This window comes from Geodermatophilus sp. SYSU D01036, from assembly GCF_054050435.1.
Genome location: NZ_JBJGZJ010000009.1, coordinates 101,956 through 118,635, shown reverse-complemented (window position 1 = coordinate 118,635; position 16,680 = coordinate 101,956). Strand labels below are relative to the sequence as shown.

Sequence of the window (16,680 nt, the reverse complement as noted above, 5' to 3'; positions counted from 1 at the left end):
GGCTCAGCCGGCCTCCTGCACGCGGATGAGGTTGCCCGCGGGGTCCCGGACGGCGAAGTCGCGGATGCCGTAGGGCTGCTCCGCCGGCTCCTGGACGACCTCGGCGTCGCCGGCCTGCAGCCGCTCGAAGGCGCCGTCGAGGTCCTCGGTGGCCAGGACGATCGAGGCGTAGGTGCCCTTGGCCATCATCTCGGTGACGGTGCGGCGCTCGTCGTCGGTGATGCCGGGGTCGACGGCCGGCGGGTGCAGGACGATCGAGGTGGGCTGACCGGGCGGGCCCACGGTCAGCCAGCGCATCCCGCCGTACCCGACGTCGTTGCGGAGCTCGAAGCCGAGGGTGTCGCGGTAGAAGGCCAGCGAGGCCTCCGGGTCGTCGTGCGGGAGGAAGGTGTGGTGGATGGTGAGGTCCATGGCGGTCACGCTAGGGACGGCGCCCTCACCGGGGCTTCTCGATTCCTGACCGGTCGGGTGACCTGCTTGGCGACGCACGCCGGGATGCCGGCGGTGGACTCGGCCGCGAGGCGCCGGTAGGTGCTCGGCGGCATGCCGACCAGCTCGGTGAAGCGGGTGCTGAACGTGCCCAGCGACGAGCAGCCGACGGCGAAGCAGACCTCGGTGACGCTCAGATCCCCTCGGCGCAGCAGCGCCATCGCCCGCTCGATGCGCCGGGTCATCAGGTACGAGTACGGCGACTCCCCGTAGGCGCGGCGGAACTCGCGGCTGAGGTGCCCGGCCGACACGTGCACGCCCCGGGCGAGCGCCTCGACGTCGAGCGGCTGGGCGTACTCGCGGTCGATCCGGTCGCGGACGCGACGCAGCCGCGCGAGGTCGCGCAGGCGCTGCTCGTCGGGTCCGCCGGCCACGGGCGGATCGTGCCAGAGCGGACCCACGATCCCCAGGGACGACGCAGCGGCCCTCCCCGGGGAGGGGAGGGCCGCTGCAGGTGAGCCGCCTGTCGGAATCGAACCGACGACCTTCTCATTACGAGTGAGATGCTCTACCGACTGAGCTAAGGCGGCGGGCGTGCGGCGTCCAGAGTACGACACCGGTCGGCCGCGCCCGCGCAGGCCCGGCGGTCAGGTGGCGGGCAGGCGCAGCGCCACGGTGAGCGCCTCGACGGCGACCTGCGGCTTCACGTTCTGCTCCAGCGCGGCGCGGCAGGCCAGGACGGCGTCGATCCGGCGCAGCGCACCCTCGGCGCCGATCCGCCGGGCGAGCTCCTCGGCGTCGGACCGTCGGTCGGGGTGCGACAGCACCGGCGAGTGCTCCCCCGCGGCGGCGAGCACCAGCGCGTCGCGGTAGAGCGCGGCGAGGTCGACCAGCGCGCGGTCCAGCGAGTCGCGGCCGAGCCGGGTGGCGCGGCTCTTCTGCCGCTTCTCGAGGTCCTTGAGCACCCCGGCACCGCCCCGGGCGGCGGCCACCCCCGGTCCCCGCGCGCCGACGCCGAGGCTGGCCTTGACCGCCTCGGTCTCCGCGTCGTCGAGGGCGGCGGTGGTCCGGTCGGACTCCTCCTTGGCGGCGCTGACCAGGTCGTCGGCGGCGGTGAGGCAGGCGGCCAGGGAGACCAGCGACAGCGGGATGTCGAGCACGGCCTTGCGGGCGAGCCGCGCGTCCTCGTCGCGGGCCAGGTGCCGGGCGCGCCCGACGTGCCCGCCGGCCGCGGCCGCCGCCCAGGCCGCCAGCGCCGGGTCGATCCCGTCGCGGCGTACCAGCACGTCGGCGACGGCGTCGACCGGCGGCGTCCGCAGGCTCACCACGCGGCAGCGCGAGCGGATCGTGACCGGCACGTCCTCGGGGTGCAGGCTCGGCGCGCAGAGCAGGAAGACCGTCCGCGGGGGCGGCTCCTCGATCATCTTGAGCACGGCGTTGGAGGCCTGCTCGGTCATGCGGTCGGCGTCCTCGACGACGACGACCTGCCAGCGGCCCTGCGACGGCGCCCGCCCGGCCAGCCGGACCAGCTCGCGGGCCTCGACGACCCCGATCGACAGGCCCTCGGGGGCGACGGTCTGCACGTCGGCGTGGGTGCCGGCGAGCACCGTCCGGCAGGCGTGGCAGGTGCCGTCGCCGCCGTCGGGGCACTGCAGCGCCGCGGCGAAGGCGCGCGCGGCCACCGAGCGGCCCGAGCCGGGCGGCCCGGTGAACAGCCAGGCGTGGGTCATCGCCGTGGGCTGAGCCACGGCGGCCTCGAGCTCGGCGACCACCGCCGGCTGGCCGATGACCTCCGCCCAGACGCCGTCGGCCGTGCTCACGCCACCCTCCCCGGCATGAGGGCGGCGACCCGCTCGCGGACGGCCGTGGCGAGCTCGTCGGCGGGGCGCTGCGCGTCGAGCACCAGGTAGCGCCCGGGCTCGGCGGCGGCGAGGGCGAGGAAGGTGGCGCGGACCCGCTCGTGGAACTCCACCGACTCCGACTCCAGCCGGTCGGCGGCGGCGCGGCCGCGGGCGCGGGCCAGGCCCGCCTCGGGGGGCAGGTCCAGCAGCACCGTGAGGTCGGGCACCAGCCCGCCGGTGGCCCACGCCGACAGCCGCCGGACCTCGTCGAGGGCGAGCGCCCGGCCGGCGCCCTGGTAGGCCAGCGAGCTGTCCACGTAACGGTCCGTGACCACCACCTCGCCGGCGTCGAGCGCCGGGCGGACCACCGTGTCGACGTGGTGCGCGCGGTCGGCGGCGTAGAGCAGCGCCTCGGCCCGCGGGGACAGCCCGGCGCTGGCCGGGTCGAGCAGCAGCGCGCGGATCCGGGCGCCGGGCGGCGTGCCGCCGGGCTCGTGGGTCACCCGGGCCGGCACCTCGACCAGTCCCAGCCAGTCGAACAGCCGCCGGACCTGGGTGGACTTCCCGGCGCCCTCCCCACCCTCGAAGGCGACGAACAGGCCGCGGCCGGGCAGGCGACCAGAGGCGTCGATCGGGGGCTCCCGGGGAGTCGTGGCGGGTGGGCGTCGGCCGGTCCACGGTACCGGCCGGGGACGACGCTCCCGGGGTCCTACGGTCGGGTGGGTGACCGCCGCCTGGGACCCCGCCGTCTACCTCCGCCACGCCGGGGAGCGGGCGCGGCCGTTCGCCGACCTCGTGGCCCGGGTGGACGCGCCCGGGCCGCGCGAGGTCGTCGACCTGGGCTGCGGCACCGGGGAGCTGACCGCCTCGCTCGCGCGGCGCTGGCCCGGCGCGCGGGTGACCGGCGTCGACTCCTCGCCGGAGATGCTCGCCGCCGCGGCCGCGCACGCCGTCCCCGGGCGGGTGCGGTTCGTGCCGGGCGACGTCCGCGACTGGCGGCCGGACGGCCCGGTCGACGTCGTGGTCACCAACGCCGTCCTGCACTGGGTGCCCGGGCACGCGGACCTGCTCGCGCGGTGGGCCGGCGATCTGGCGCCGGGCGGGTGGCTGGCACTGCAGGTGCCCGGCAACCACCGCGCGCCGACCCACCGGCTGCTCGCCGACCTGTGCACCGCGCCGCGGTGGGCGCCCCGCCTGGCCGCGGCCGCTCCGCCGCCGGACCCGGTGCTGGACCCGGCGGGCTACCTCGACGTCCTCACGGCGGTGGGCCTGTCCGCCGACGTCTGGGAGACCACCTACGTGCACGTGCTGCGCGGCGCCGACCCGGTGCTCAGCTGGGTGCGCGGCACGGTGCTGCGGCCGGTGCTGGCCCTGCTCGACGACGCCGGCGCCGCCGCGTTCACCGCCGGGTACGCCGCGGCGCTGCGGGCGGCCTACCCGGTACGGCCGGACGGGACGACGGTGCTGCCCTTCCGCCGGGTGTTCGCGGTCGGGTCCCGGCCGGCAACCACTTGATCAGATGGAAAGTAGTTGCCACTCTGTCGCGCACCCCGACCGAGGAGGCCGCCGTGCCCGCTCCCACGCCCGAGTCCGCCACCGCCCTGCTGGCCGAGGCCGACGCGGCCGCCGCCCGGGTGCGGCGGGAGGCCAGCCCCGCGGCGTCGGCGTTCCTGCTCACCCTCGGCTGCGCGAGCGCCGGGTTCTTCCTCGCCCTGCCGGTGGCCGACTCCGAGCGCGGGATCGCCGCGGCGGCGGTGGTCTACGCGCTGGCCGTGCTGGGCGCGGCGGCGGCGCTGCTGGCCGGCCGGGGTTCGGTGCGCGCCGGCTTCTCCACCCGGTTCGGCCTGGCGATGGGCGTCTGGGGCGCGGTGCTCGGCCTCGGGCTCGCGGTGGGCCTCACCGTGCCGGGACTGGCCGCCGACTGGGCGTGGTGGGCGCCGCTGGCGGTCGCCGCCGCGGCGCCGTGCCTGGTCGGCGCCTGGCGGGAGCGGCCGCGGTGACCGGGCACCCGCGGCACGCCCTCGACGAGGTGATCCACGCGCCGGTGCGGTTCTCGGTGGTGGCCACGCTGGCCGCCGCGGAGGAGGCGGAGTTCGGCTTCGTCCGCGACGGCGTGCAGGTCAGCGACTCGGTGCTGTCGAAGACGGTGGCCGTGCTGGAGCGGGCCGGCTACGTCGAGGTGCGCAAGGGCTACGTCGGCAAGCGGCCGCGGACCTGGCTGCGGCTGTCCGCGCGCGGCCGCGCGGCCTTCGACGCGCACGTCGCGGCGCTGCGCGCGATCGCCGAGGGCCGGGCGCTCAGCGCGGGGTGAGCCGGTGGGCGTCGGTGCGGTAGGGCAGTTCGAGGACGTCGCGCCCGGCCGTGTCCGGGTGGGTGGCCAGCAGGTCGCGGAGGCCGCCGAGGAAGGCGGCGCGGGCGTCTGAGGCCATCGTGGCCACGTAGCTGCGGGTGCCGATGCCGCCGACGACCTGCTCGGGCGTCACCCGCTGGACGACCCGCGACCGCGCGGTGGCGACGTCGGCGGGCAGCGCCGCGGCGAAGGCGGCCACGACGCCCTGGTCGGCCTCGTGACCGCGGGCCTCGCCGGCCAGCGCGGCGCCGAGCGCGGCGACCCAGGGGACGGTCTCGTCGCGGGTGTTCCACACGAACCCGACGACGCCGCCGGGCCGCAGCACCCGGCGCAGCTCACCCGCGGCCGGCGCCGGGTCGAACCAGTGCGCGGCCTGGCCCGCGACGACGGCGTCCACGGAGGCGTCGGGCAGCGGGATCGCCTCCGCGCCGCCGACCTGCGCCGGGACCCCGGGGTGCCGGACCCGCAGCTGGGCGAGCATCTCCGCCGACGGGTCCACGGCGAGCACCTCGTGCCCGGCGGCGACCAGGGCGTCGGTGAGCAGGCCGGTGCCCGCGCCCAGGTCGAGCACCCGCCGCGGCCGGTCGCCGAGCAGGAACGCCACCGCGTCGGCCGGGTAGCCCGGGCGCAGCGCGGCGTAGTCGGCGGCGACCGACCCGAACGACGTCCGCCGCTGCTGCCAGTCGGCGGGGTCGAGGGAGCCGGTCGCCGTCACGCTCAGCTCGCGGGGACGGCGTCGGACGCGGCCGCCTTCTTCGCGGTCGTCTTCTCGGCCGCCGTCGTCTTGGCGGCCTTCTTCGCCGTGGCCTTGGTGGCCGTCGTCTTCTTGGCCGTCGTCTTCTTGGCCGCCGTCGTCTTGGTCGCCTTCTTGGCGGCCTTCTTCTTGGTGGCGGCAGGCCGGCTGCGGCGGTCGGCGAGCAGCTCGGCGGCGCGGTCGAGGGAGATGGTCTCGACGTCGTCGCCCTTGCGCAGGCTGGCGTTGGTCTCGCCGTCGGTGACGTAGGGACCGAACCGGCCCTCGCGGACGGTGATCTGGCCCTGGGTGACCGGGTCGGGACCCAGCTCCTTGAGCGGCGCGGCCGCGGCCCGCCGCCCCCGCTGCTTGGGCTGGGCGAACACGGCCAGCGCCTCGTCGAGGGTGACGGTGAACAGCCGCTGCTCGTTCTCCAGCGACCGCGAGTCGCTGCCCTTCTTGAGGTAGGGCCCGTACCGGCCGTTGAGCGCCTGGATCTCCTCGCCGTCGGGGGCGGTGCCCACGGTGCGCGGCAGGGTGAGCAGCTGCAGCGCCTGCTCGAGGGTCACCGTCTCCGGGGACATGGACGCGAACAGGCTCGCCGTCCGCGGGCTGTCCTTGCTGCCGTCGGGGACCACGGTGGTGACGTAGGGGCCGTAGCGGCCGGCCTTGACGACCACCGGGTGGCCGGACTCGGGGTCGGTGCCCAGCTGCCGGTCGCTGGAGGGCGCGGCGAGCAGCTCGGCGACCTTCTCGCTGGTCAGCTCGTCGGGCGGCAGGTCCTCGGGGAGGCTGACCCGCGGGCCCTCCTCGCCGCCGGCCTGCAGGTAGGGGCCGTAGCGGCCGACGCGGACCACGACCGGCTCGCCGGCCGGACCGGTCGCGCGCAGCGGGATGGAGTTGACGCCGCGGGCGTCGATCTCCTCCAGTTGCTGGCCGATGACCTGCTTGAGCCCACCGGAGGCCGCGATGCCGCCGGCGTGCCGGCCCTCGCCGCCGAAGTAGAACTCGGTCAGCCAGTCGACCCGGCCGAGCTCGCCGGCGGCGATCTCGTCGAGCTCGTTCTCCAGCGACGCGGTGAAGTCGTAGTCGACCAGCGCGGCGAAGTGCTGCTCGAGCAGGTTGACCACCGCGAAGGCGGTGAAGGAGGGCACCAGCGCGGCGCCCTTCTTCCACACGTACCCGCGGTCCTGGATGGTCTGCATGATCGACGCGTAGGTCGAGGGGCGGCCGATGCCCAGCTCCTCGAGCCGGGCGACCAGGCTGGGCTCGGTGTAGCGCGACGGCGGGGTCGTGGTGTGGCCCTTGGGCTCCAGCGACCGCGTGTCGAGCTGCTGACCGCGCTCGACCCGGGGCAGCCGCCGCTCGGCGTCGTCGCTGCCGTGCTCGTCGTCGCCGTTGCCGGCGCCCTCGTCGCGGGACTCGACGTAGGCGCGCAGGAAGCCGGGGAAGGTGATGGTGCGGCCGCTGGCGGTGAACTCGACCCGCTCGTCGGTGGTGCTGCGGCCGGCCAGCCGGATGCTCACCGTCTGCCCCACGGCGTCGGCCATCTGCGAGGCGACGGTGCGCTGCCAGATCAGCTCGTAGAGGCGGAACTCGTCGCGGGCGAGCTGCCCGGCGAGCTGGCCGGGGGTGCGGAAGGAGTCGCCGGCGGGGCGGATCGCCTCGTGCGCCTCCTGCGCGCCCTTGGCCTTCTTGCTGTAGCGGCGGGCCTCGGCGGGGACGTAGGCGTCGCCGTAGAGCTCGCGGGCCTGGGTGCGGGCGGCGTTGATCGCCTCGTTGGAGAGGTTGGTCGAGTCGGTCCGCATGTAGGTGATGTGGCCGTTCTCGTACAACCGCTGGGCCACCCGCATGACCTGCGCCGAGGACCAGCCGAGCTTGCGGCCGGCCTCCATCTGCAGCGTGGAGGTGGTGAACGGCGCGTAGGGACGGCGCCGGTAGGGCTTCTCGTCGACCCGGCTGACCGTGACCTGCCGGCCCTCGAGCCGGGCGGCCAGGCCCCGGGCGCCGGCCTCGTCGAGGTGGACGACGTCGCCGGTCACCTGCCCGGTGGCGGGGTCGAAGTCGCGGCCGGTGGCCACGCGGCTGTCGTCGACGCTGACCAGGCGGGCGCGCAGCGTCGTCGGCTCGCCCGCGTCGGCGCCGGCCCGCCCGGGGACGGCGAAGACGCCGTCGAGGGACCAGTAGTCGGCGGCGGTGAACGCCATCCGCTCGCGCTCCCGCTCGACGACGATGCGGGTGGCCACCGACTGCACGCGGCCGGCCGACAGCCGGGGCAGGACCTTCTTCCACAGCACCGGGCTGACCTCGTAGCCGTAGAGCCGGTCGAGGATGCGGCGGGTCTCCTGCGCGTCGACCAGCGCGGTGTCCAGCTCGCGGGGGTTGGCCACGGCGCGGGCGATCGCCTCGGGGGTGATCTCGTGGAAGACCATCCGGCGGACCGGGACCCGCGGCTTGAGGGTGTCGACCAGGTGCCAGGCGATGGCCTCGCCCTCGCGGTCCTCGTCCGTCGCGAGGTAGACCTCGCTGGCGTCCTTGACCAGCTGCTTCAGCCGGCTGACCTGCTGCTTGCGGTCGGGGCTGATGACGTAGAGCGGCTCAAAGGCGTTGTCGACGTCGACGCCGAGGCGGGCCCACGGGGCGCCCTTGTGCTCGGCCGGGACGTCGGCGGCGTTGCGCGGCAGGTCGCGGATGTGCCCGACGCTGGCCTCGACGACGTAGCCGTTGCCGAGGTAGCCGGCGATCTTCCCGGCCTTGGTCGGCGACTCCACGATGACCAGCGGGCGGCCACCCCCCGCAGCAGCGGCCCGGCGGCGGGCGGGCGTGCTCGTGCCGCCGGCGGTCGTGGCGGCGGTCTGGCCGTTCTTCGCGGTCTTCGTGGGCACGGTGCTCCTGTCGGGTGGTGCTGGTCGCGGCAGCGCGGTGTGCGGTCTCGTCGTCACGCGGTGCGCCCCTCGGCGGGCCACGGTAGGCCACGGCGCCGGGACGTGACCGGTCGGCGACTGCGCGCGGGCGCGCCGTCACCGCCTCCAACGGTGCAGCGCCGCCGCTGTTCCCGGCCTCCCCTGGGCGGGTCCCGGCTGCTCAGTCGCCCTCCGGGGACCCGGCGACCACCTCCCCGATCCCCGCGAGGGTCGGCCGGCCGGGGTCCAGGTACCAGGTGTGCCAGGTGTCCCAGTCGGCCGGCAGCGGCGTCGCCCCGAAGTCGTCGTCGCCGGTGTTCGTGCCGTGGACGTCCAGCGGCCAGGTGACGAGGTCCATCGACGGCGAGGCCTCGTGGACCTCCGCCACCTCCAGGTCCGACGCCGGGCCGTCCATCCCGGGACTGCCGAGGAGGACCAGCGCGTCGGCCGCGAGCCGTCCCGGCTCCTCCGCGGCGCGGTCGACCACGACCGTCCCGTAGCTGTGCGCGACGACGGTGACCCGGGGTGGCTCGCCGCCCCGGACGGGGTCGGCGGCCCGCGCCGCCGCCAGCCCGGCCAGGTCGCCGGCCAGGGCCGCCCCGCCGGTCGCCGCCCGCCCCTCGCCCCACGCCGTCGGGAACACGACGCTGCCCGGCGGGCGGTAGCCCAGCCAGGCGACCGTGGCCACCGCGGCCGTGGGGGCGGCGGCGCGGGTCGCGTCGGCGACCGCCCGCGCGTCGGCCCCCAGGCCGCCGACGTCGTCGACGTCGTTGCCGACGCCGGGCACGTACACCCCGACGGCGTCGGCGGTGTCGAGGTCGCCGTGGACCACGGCCACCAGGTGGTCGTCGAGGTCGAGGCTCCACAGCTGCACCGGGCGGCCGGCCGCCTCCGCGCGCGCCAGTTCGGCGGCCACCGCCCGCGCGGTCTCCCCGGTGTCCTCGGACGGGTCGGCCAGCGCCCGCTCGAGCTCTAGCCGGTTTGCCCGGTCCCGCGCCCACGCCGGCACGCCGTCCAGGTTCCCGACGAGCCGGGGGTCGACCGAGGTCACCAGCTCGCGCGCCGGGGTGGACAGCCCCGCCCACCAGGTCGCCACCGACTCCGGCGACGTCCCGCGCACCGGCAGGCAGGAGGGCACCCAGACCCCGTCCGTGGCGACGGCCGCCGCGAGGCCGGCGTAGCCCGGGGGCACGACTCCCCCGGCCGCCCCGATCCCGCCCAGCGGCGCGGCCGAGTCGACCGCGCAGGCGGCGGCGCGGGCGGCCGCGCGAAGGGCGTCGGCCGCCCGCCCGGCGACCCGCTCGGCCGCGGCGGCCTGCTCGGCGATCGCGTCGTAGTGGCCGGCCAGCGCCTCCGGCGTCGCACCGGCCGGCGGTGCGGCCGGTGCCGGGAGGACGACCCCGCCGGCCTCGTCGAGGGTCAGGCCGCGGGCGGCGGCCTCGGCCAGCGCCTGCCCGGCCAGGTCCTGGGCGGTGCGCGCCTCCCGGGCGGTGTCCTGCAGCCGGTCCAGCGACGCGCCCAGGGCTGTGGTCACCGCCGTGACCACCGCGGACACCTGCCCCAGCGCTCCCGCCGCGGCCCGTCCCGCGTCGCCGGACCAGCACTCGGCGGCCTCCAGGGCGCGGGCGACGGCCTCCGTCCGGGCGCGCCACCGCGGCAGCCGCTCGGTCACCGCCTCGAGCGTCCAGACGGCGCCGTGGAGGAGGGCGACGTCCCACGCGGCGACGGCCGTGAGGCCCGGGGCGCTCACCGGTCGCCCACGGGCAGCGCCGCCCGCGCCGCCAGCAGCCGGTCCGAGACCGCGGCGTCGGCCAGCCGGTAGGACCGCACCGCGTCGAGCAGGGCGGTGGCCGCGGCGTCGGCCCCGGCCACGAGGTCGGCGACGAGCACGGCCCACAGCCGCCCGGTCGTCCCGGCCCGGTCGGACACCTCACCGGGCGCCGCCGTGGCCAGCGAGACCGCGGTCGAGGCGCACAGGTCGGCGTCGGAGGACAGCTCGGCGGCCAGGGCGGCGAGCTCCTCGCCGAGCGCCTGGACGGCATCGAGCTGGATGGCGATGGGTGCGGACAACGGCCCTCCCGGCGTCGGCGCCGGACCCGGGTGGGTCCGGCGCCGCGGACGCTAGGACGGCCCTGCGGCGGGACCGGCCGCGTCGTCCACAGCCGGCTGCCCGTCCACAGACCGCCGCCGCGGGCCCCCGCCCGGCCGGGCCGGGCGGAGGCTCGCGGGGTGGTCTCAGGAAGCGGACGTGGTCAGCGTGCCGGCCGGCTCCCCGGCGGTGCCGCCGACGACGACCGAGCGGCGCTTGGAGACCACGACGGCGCCGATGACCACCAGCGCCGCGGCGCCGGCGATGAGCAGCCGCACCGTGGTGTTGGCGCCCTCCCCCACGTGCAGGCTGACGACCGCCGGCGCGATGAGCAGCGCCACCAGGTTCATCACCTTGATCAGCGGGTTGATCGCCGGGCCCGCGGTGTCCTTGAACGGGTCGCCCACGGTGTCGCCGATGACGGTGGCCGCGTGCGCCTCGCTGCCCTTCCCGCCGTACGCGCCGTCCTCGACCATCTTCTTGGCGTTGTCCCACGCCCCGCCGGAGTTGGCGAGGAAGACCGCCATGAGCGTGCCCGCGGCGATCGCGCCGACCAGGTAGGCGGCCAGCGGGCCGAAGCCGAGGCCGAACCCGACCGCCACCGGCGCCAGCACGGCCAGCAGCCCGGGGGTGGCCAGCTCGCGCAGCGAGTCCTTCGTGCAGATGTCGACGACGGCGGAGTAGTCCGGCCGCTCGGAGAAGTCCATGATCCCGGGGCGGGTGCGGAACTGCTCGCGGACCTCGAACACCACCCGCCCGGCGGCGCGGGACACCGCGTTGATCGCCAGCCCGGAGAAGAGGAAGACCACCGCCGCGCCGATGACCGCGCCGACGACGTTGTCCGGCTCGACCAGGCTGAACGCCTGCCCGATGTCGACGCCGTCGAGCGCCACGCGGACCTGCTCGTTGTAGGAGCCGAACAGCGCCGTGGCGGCCAGCACGGCGGTCGCGATCGCGATGCCCTTGGTGATGGCCTTGGTGGTGTTGCCGACGGCGTCGAGGTCGGTGAGCACGCGGGCGCCGTCCTCGTCGATGTCGCCGGACATCTCGGCGATGCCCTGCGCGTTGTCGCTGACCGGGCCGAAGGTGTCCATCGAGACGATCACGCCGGCGGTGGTGAGCAGCCCGCACCCGGCCAGGGCGACGGCGTACAGCGCCGCGCCGCCGCCGATGAGGAAGGCGCCGTAGACGGCGGCGCCGATGAGCAGGGCGGCGTAGACGGCCGACTCCAGGCCCAGCGAGATGCCGGAGAGCACCACGGTCGCGGGGCCGGTGAGCGAGCTGCGGCCGACGTCGCGGACGGGCTTGCGGCTGGTCTCGGTGAAGTAGCCGGTGAGCTGCTGGATGGCGGCGGCGAGCACGATGCCGATCAGGACGGACACGAAGCCGAGCACCTGGGGGTTGACCACCGAGTCGGGGACGTCGGCGACGCTCGGCAGCACGGTGAAGGCCGCGGCGGCGACGAGGACGAGGGAGACGACCGCGGAGGTGAAGAAGCCGCGGTTGATCGGCGCCAGGCCGCTGGTGTCGCCCTTGCCCGGGTTGCTGGCGAGGATGCCGACGACGGAGGCGAGCACGCCGATCGCGGCGACGACGAGCGGGAAGACCATGCCGACCGCACCGAAGAAGACCTGCCCGAGGATCAGCGCGGCCACGAGGGTCACCGCGTAGGACTCGAAGAGGTCGGCGGCCATGCCGGCGCAGTCGCCGACGTTGTCGCCCACGTTGTCGGCGATGGTGGCGGCGTTGCGCGGGTCGTCCTCGGGGATGCCGGCCTCGACCTTGCCGACGAGGTCGGCGCCGACGTCGGCGGCCTTGGTGAAGATGCCGCCGCCGACGCGCATGAACATGGCCAGCAGCGCGCCGCCGAAGCCGAAGCCCTCGAGGACGACGGGGGCGGTCTCGTCGAACAGCAGCAGCGCCAGCGAGGCACCGAACAGGCCCAGGCCGACGGTGATCATCCCGCAGACCCCGCCGGTGCGGTACGCGATGCGGAAGGCCGGCCGGTAGCCGCCGGTGCGGGCGGCGGCCGCGACCCGGACGTTGCCGCGCGTGGCCAGCGTCATGCCGATGAAGCCGACCGTCGCGGAGAACAGGGCGCCGACGAGGAAGAACACCGCGCGGCCGATGCGGGTGCCCCAGCCGCCGTCGTGGACCGGCAGGACGAGCAGGAGCAGGAAGACGATCACGGCGAAGACGCCGAGCGTGCGGAACTGCCGCCGCAGGTAGGCCCCGGCGCCCTCCTGCACGGCCCGGGCGATGTCCCGCATGCGGGTGGTGCCCTGCTCGGCGGCCAGGACCGCGCGCACGAGGGACCACGCGAACACCAGTGCAGCCAGCGAGACGACGAGGGCTGCCGTCACGAGGACGACGTCCCCGCCGGAGAGATCATTGTCCGGCATCGGTACCTCCCAGCGGTCGGCTGCCGACGGGCGGCTCGCGTCCCCGGTCGGCGGAGAGCACGTCGGCGGGCGGGACCGCCCGGAGACGAGGCGCGAGTGTAAGCGGAATCACACTCCGCGGTCTGCCCCCTCCCCGGAACCGGTTTCGGGGCAGCGCGTGACCGCAGGTGGGCGGAGGGTCGCTCCCTCCCCCGGGACGAGGGGCGGCTTGCCCCCGGGTGTGACAGTGGAGGGGTGACCACGCTCCACCCGGTCCGGTCGGTTGCTCCCCCACCCGGCCGCGGAGGGTCCTCGGGGGGCGAGGCACCGGGCACCGCCGGAGAGGGCCCCGCCGGAGAGGACCCCGCCGTGGAGGGCAGGCCGGTCCACGGTGCGGCCGCCGCGCACGGGTCCGCGGCCCCCGGGAGCGCCGGGTCCCCGGACGCCGTGCCGCCGGGCGCCGAGTTGCTCGGGGACCTGCTGACCGGCACCCCGGAGGAGGAGTCCCCGGTCACCCACGTGCACCGGCTGGCGGTGCGGGAGAGCCGGACGCTGCCCTGGCCGGAGTGGGTCGAGCCGGGCCTGCGGGAGCGGCTGGAGCAGCAGGGCGTCCGCGAGCCGTGGCGGCACCAGGTGGAGGCCGCCCAGCTCGCCCACGACGGCACCTCGGTGGTCGTGGCCACCGGCACCGCGTCGGGCAAGTCGCTGGCCTACCAGCTGCCCGCGCTGACCCGCCTGGCCGAGGACCCGCGCGCCTGCGTCCTCTACCTCGCGCCGACCAAGGCGCTGGCCCGCGACCAGCTGGCCTCGGTCGCCGCGCTGGCCGACCCGTCGGTGCGGCCGGCCGCCTACGACGGCGACACCCCCGCCGAGGAGCGCGACTGGGTGCGCCGGCACTCGCGGTGGATCGTCACCAACCCGGACATGCTGCACCGCGGCGTGCTGCCGGCCCACCAGCGCTGGTCCTCGACGCTGCGCCGGCTGGCCTACGTCGTCATCGACGAGTGCCACGCCTACCGCGGGGTGTTCGGCTCGCACGTCGGGCATGTGCTGCGCCGGCTGCGCCGCATCTGCCGCCGCTACGGCGCCGACCCGGTGTTCGTGCTGGCCTCGGCGACCGTGGCCGAGCCGGCCGCGGCGGCCAGCCGGCTGGTCGGGGCGCCGGTCGTGGCCGTGACCGACGACGGGTCCCCGCGCCCGGGTGCGACCTTCGCGCTGTGGGAGCCCCCGCTCACCGAGCAGACCGGCGAGCACGGGGCGCCGTTGCGCCGGTCGGCCGCCGCGGACACCGCCGGGCTGCTGGCCGATCTGGTCGAGCGCGGCGCGCGGACGCTGGCGTTCGTCCGGTCCCGGCGCAGCGCCGAGTCGGTGGCCGAGCAGGCCCGCCGGCTGCTGGCCGACCGGGGCCGCAGCGACCTGGTGCGGCGGGTGGACTCCTACCGCGGCGGCTACCTGCCCGAGGAGCGGCGGGAGCTGGAGCGGGCGCTGTCCGCGGGCGAGCTGCTGGGCGTGGCCACCACCAACGCCCTCGAGCTCGGCATCGACATCGCCGGGCTCGACGCCGTGGTGCTCGCCGGCTACCCCGGCACGCTGGCCTCCCTCTGGCAGCAGGCCGGCCGCGCCGGGCGGGCGCAGCGCGAGTCGCTGGTCGTGTTCGTCGCCCGCGACGACCCGCTGGACCACTACCTGGCCCACCACCCCCGCGCGGTCTTCGGCCGGCCGGTCGAGGCCACCGTCACCGACCCGGCCAACCCCTACGTGCTGGGGCCGCAGCTGTGCTCGGCGGCGGCCGAGCTGCCGCTGACCCCCGAGGACCTGCCCGACTTCGGCGGCCCGGTGGCCGAGGCGCGGCTGGAGGAGCTCGTCGCCGCCGGGGACCTGCGGCGGCGCCCGGCCGGCTGGTACTGGGCCGGGCGGGGACGCCCCGAGGTCGACATCCGGGGCAGCGGCGGCGAGCCGGTGGCGATCATCGAGGGCGACACCGGCCGGCTGCTGGGCACCGTGGACGGCGGGGCGGCGCACTCCACCGTGCACACCGGCGCGCTGTACGTGCACCGCGGCGAGACCTTCGTCGTCGACGAGTTCGACCCCGAGGACGCCTGCGCCGTCGTGCACGCCGAGAGCCCGGAGTGGACCACCGTGGCCCGCGACGTCACCGACCTCTCCGTCGTGGACGTCGAGCGCACCCGCCGGCTGGGCACGGTCACCGCGCACACCGGCGTCGTGGACGTGACCAACCAGGTCGTGGCCTACCAGCGCCGGCGGGCCGGCACCGGCGAGGTGCTCGCCGAGTTCCCGCTGGACCTGCCGCCGCGCCAGCTGCGCACCCGGGCGGTGTGGCTGACCCTCGACGCCGACGCGGTCGCCCGCGCCGAGGTCGACGACCTGGCGCTGCCCGGGTCGCTGCACGCGGCCGAGCACGCGGCGATCGGCATCCTGCCGCTGCTGGCCACCTGCGACCGCTGGGACCTGGGCGGGCTGTCCACCGCGCTGCACCCGGACACCGGGTCCGCGACGGTGTTCGTCTACGACGGGCACCCCGGCGGCGCGGGCTTCGCCGAGCGCGGCTTCGCGGCGCTGCGGCGCTGGCTGCGGGCCACCCGCGCCACCGTCGCCAGCTGCGAGTGCGAGAGCGGCTGCCCCTCCTGCGTGCAGTCGCCCAAGTGCGGCAACGGCAACGACCCGCTGGACAAGGCCGGCGCGGTGCGCGTGCTCGACGTCGTGCTCGACGAGCTGGCCGCGGCCGAGGACACCGCGGACGCCGACGACGCCGAGGAACCCGAGGCCGAGGGCACCGCGCACGTGATGCCGACCGGACCGGTTCGGGGCCTGCTGCGGCGGCCGGGCACCGGGCGGACCGCTCCCCGGCCCGGGCCCGCCCAGGAGCCCGACGCCGAGGGGCCCGCGGAGCCCGCCGCGGACGCCGGCGCCGGCCACGTCGAGGACGGCCTGGTCTTCTGAGCCCGCGGGCGGCGCCGGCCCGGCGCGCGCGACCGCCTCGGCGCGGCGGGCGCCCAGCGGCCCGAGCGGCACGGTGACCACGACCCGGACGTCGACGACCGCGCCGTCCCCGACCGTGCAGGCGGCCAGGTCCGCGCCGTTGGCCCGCGCCACCTCGGCGGCGGCCGCGCATGCGGCCGGGTCCCCGGTGACCGCCCGCGCCGCGGCGGCGAGCGCGGCGAGGTCGGCCGCGGACCCGGCGCGGTGGCGGGCGACCACCGCCGCGCCGACGAGGACCGCGGCCAGCCCGACCAGCGCGAGGACGCCGGCCAGGGCCACCGTCCACACCGTCGCCGAGCCCCGCTCCCGCCCGCTCACCCGCCGGCCACCCCGGGCTCCAGCCGGGCGACCGCGCTCGCCCCGACATCGACGGCCGGGCCGACGCCCAGCGGCGCCACCGACGCGCCGACGGTGACCCGGACCTCCTCCCCCGCGACGACCACCGCGGTCACCGCCCCGTCCGGCGCCACCCGGGCGGCCAGCGCGCGGACCTGCACCGAGTCCTCCCCGCGGGCGGCGGCGCGGGCGCCCTCCCGCGCGGCGTCCACGCAGCGCAGGTGCGCGCCGACCACCACGACGGCGGAGACGACGGCCGCGAGCACGAGCACCAGCACGGGCAGCACCACGGCGGTCTCGGCGGTGACCATCCCGGCCTCCCGCCGGCCCGGGGGCACCGCGCGGCGGCGCACGGTCAGGAGAGGGCGCCGAGCGCGGACTCGACCAGGTCGCCGAGCGCGCTGACGACCGAGCCGCCGGTCACCACGCGGTAGAGGACCGCGGCGAAGGCGCAGGCCGCGACCGTGCCGACGGCGTACTCGGCGGTGCTCATGCCTGCCTCGGCGGTCGCGCGGACCCGCGTCCAGCGGGCGGCGAGCCCTCGCCGCGCGGGTTCCTCGGGGGTCGGCCCGGCCGGGTCCTCGGCGGGCGGGTGGTGGGTGGTCACGGCTCCTCCTC

At 77.0% G+C, this 16,680-nt stretch carries 15 protein-coding genes, 1 tRNA gene and 1 pseudogene; 4 read left to right on the top strand and 13 right to left on the bottom strand.

Translation table 11 applies throughout. From position 1 onward, the window contains the following. Positions 1 to 3 precede the first annotated feature (3 nt). The 5 genes from ACI8AR_RS11745 to tmk form a co-directional block, all read right to left on the bottom strand. Positions 4 to 411 (bottom strand): VOC family protein, encoded by a 408-nt coding sequence (locus ACI8AR_RS11745; RefSeq protein WP_457051193.1) that lies wholly within the window; start codon positions 409 to 411, stop codon positions 4 to 6. Between the two features lie 5 nt (positions 412 to 416). After that, complete coding sequence (locus ACI8AR_RS11740; protein ID WP_457051192.1) at positions 417 to 863, bottom strand: helix-turn-helix transcriptional regulator; 447 nt, start codon at positions 861 to 863, stop codon at positions 417 to 419. An 83-nt stretch (positions 864 to 946) separates the two neighbouring features. Further along, a tRNA-Thr gene (locus ACI8AR_RS11735) sits at positions 947 to 1,019 on the bottom strand. Between the two features lie 57 nt (positions 1,020 to 1,076). After that, positions 1,077 to 2,249 carry a DNA polymerase III subunit delta' gene (locus tag ACI8AR_RS11730; RefSeq protein ID WP_457051191.1) on the bottom strand — a complete coding sequence of 391 codons (1,173 nt, stop codon included), beginning with the start codon at positions 2,247 to 2,249 and terminating at the stop codon, positions 1,077 to 1,079. Next, on the bottom strand, positions 2,246 to 2,869 hold the full coding sequence (gene tmk, locus ACI8AR_RS11725) for a dTMP kinase (protein ID WP_457051229.1): 624 nt from the start codon (positions 2,867 to 2,869) through the stop codon (positions 2,246 to 2,248). The genes ACI8AR_RS11730 and tmk overlap by 4 nt, the downstream gene beginning before the upstream one ends. A gap of 124 nt (positions 2,870 to 2,993) precedes the next feature. On the opposite strand from tmk, the gene ACI8AR_RS11720 reads away from it, so the two are divergent. Genes ACI8AR_RS11720 through ACI8AR_RS11710 form a run of 3 tightly spaced genes read left to right on the top strand, consistent with a single transcriptional unit; the run spans position 2,994 to position 4,581 of the window. After that, positions 2,994 to 3,785, top strand: coding sequence for a trans-aconitate 2-methyltransferase (locus tag ACI8AR_RS11720; protein ID WP_457051190.1), 792 nt, complete (start codon positions 2,994 to 2,996; stop codon positions 3,783 to 3,785). Positions 3,786 to 3,838: 53 nt separating this feature from the next. Continuing rightward, entirely contained in the window at positions 3,839 to 4,270 is a 432-nt protein-coding gene (locus ACI8AR_RS11715) for a hypothetical protein (protein WP_457051189.1), read from the top strand. Further along, positions 4,267 to 4,581 (top strand): winged helix-turn-helix domain-containing protein, encoded by a 315-nt coding sequence (locus ACI8AR_RS11710; RefSeq protein WP_456930029.1) that lies wholly within the window; start codon positions 4,267 to 4,269, stop codon positions 4,579 to 4,581. The genes ACI8AR_RS11715 and ACI8AR_RS11710 overlap by 4 nt, the downstream gene beginning before the upstream one ends. On the opposite strand, the gene ACI8AR_RS11705 is transcribed toward ACI8AR_RS11710, so the two are convergent. The 5 genes from ACI8AR_RS11705 to ACI8AR_RS11685 form a co-directional block, all read right to left on the bottom strand. Continuing rightward, positions 4,568 to 5,335 carry a class I SAM-dependent methyltransferase gene (locus tag ACI8AR_RS11705; RefSeq protein WP_457051188.1) on the bottom strand — a complete coding sequence of 256 codons (768 nt, stop codon included), beginning with the start codon at positions 5,333 to 5,335 and terminating at the stop codon, positions 4,568 to 4,570. The genes ACI8AR_RS11710 and ACI8AR_RS11705 overlap by 14 nt on opposite strands. Before the next feature lie 2 nt (positions 5,336 to 5,337). Further along, positions 5,338 to 8,238: a type I DNA topoisomerase gene (gene topA, locus ACI8AR_RS11700; RefSeq protein ID WP_457051187.1), complete on the bottom strand. Its 2,901-nt coding sequence runs from the start codon at positions 8,236 to 8,238 to the stop codon at positions 5,338 to 5,340. A 199-nt stretch (positions 8,239 to 8,437) separates the two neighbouring features. Then, on the bottom strand, positions 8,438 to 10,006 hold the full coding sequence (locus ACI8AR_RS11695; protein ID WP_457051186.1) for an alpha/beta hydrolase: 1,569 nt from the start codon (positions 10,004 to 10,006) through the stop codon (positions 8,438 to 8,440). Continuing rightward, positions 10,003 to 10,326 carry a hypothetical protein gene (locus tag ACI8AR_RS11690; RefSeq protein WP_457051185.1) on the bottom strand — a complete coding sequence of 108 codons (324 nt, stop codon included), beginning with the start codon at positions 10,324 to 10,326 and terminating at the stop codon, positions 10,003 to 10,005. The genes ACI8AR_RS11695 and ACI8AR_RS11690 overlap by 4 nt, the downstream gene beginning before the upstream one ends. A 165-nt stretch (positions 10,327 to 10,491) precedes the next feature. Continuing rightward, on the bottom strand, positions 10,492 to 12,747 hold the full coding sequence (locus ACI8AR_RS11685) for a sodium-translocating pyrophosphatase (RefSeq protein WP_457051184.1): 2,256 nt from the start codon (positions 12,745 to 12,747) through the stop codon (positions 10,492 to 10,494). A gap of 348 nt (positions 12,748 to 13,095) precedes the next feature. On the opposite strand from ACI8AR_RS11685, the gene ACI8AR_RS11680 reads away from it, so the two are divergent. Continuing rightward, a complete protein-coding gene (locus tag ACI8AR_RS11680; protein ID WP_457051183.1) occupies positions 13,096 to 15,687 on the top strand; it encodes a DEAD/DEAH box helicase in 2,592 nt (863 codons plus the stop codon). Between the two features lie 27 nt (positions 15,688 to 15,714). Here ACI8AR_RS11680 and ACI8AR_RS11675 read toward each other — a convergent pair. The 3 genes and pseudogenes from ACI8AR_RS11675 to ACI8AR_RS11665 all read right to left on the bottom strand — a co-directional run. Continuing rightward, positions 15,715 to 16,044 (bottom strand): annotated as a pseudogene (locus tag ACI8AR_RS11675) (Rv3654c family TadE-like protein); the annotation flags it as partial. Then, positions 16,041 to 16,373, bottom strand: a complete 333-nt coding sequence (locus ACI8AR_RS11670) for a TadE family type IV pilus minor pilin (protein ID WP_457051182.1) — start codon at positions 16,371 to 16,373, stop codon at positions 16,041 to 16,043. The gene ACI8AR_RS11670 and the pseudogene ACI8AR_RS11675, both read right to left, overlap by 4 nt. 44 nt (positions 16,374 to 16,417) lie before the next feature. After that, on the bottom strand, positions 16,418 to 16,669 hold the full coding sequence (locus tag ACI8AR_RS11665) for a DUF4244 domain-containing protein (RefSeq protein ID WP_457051181.1): 252 nt from the start codon (positions 16,667 to 16,669) through the stop codon (positions 16,418 to 16,420). Positions 16,670 to 16,680 lie beyond the last annotated feature (11 nt).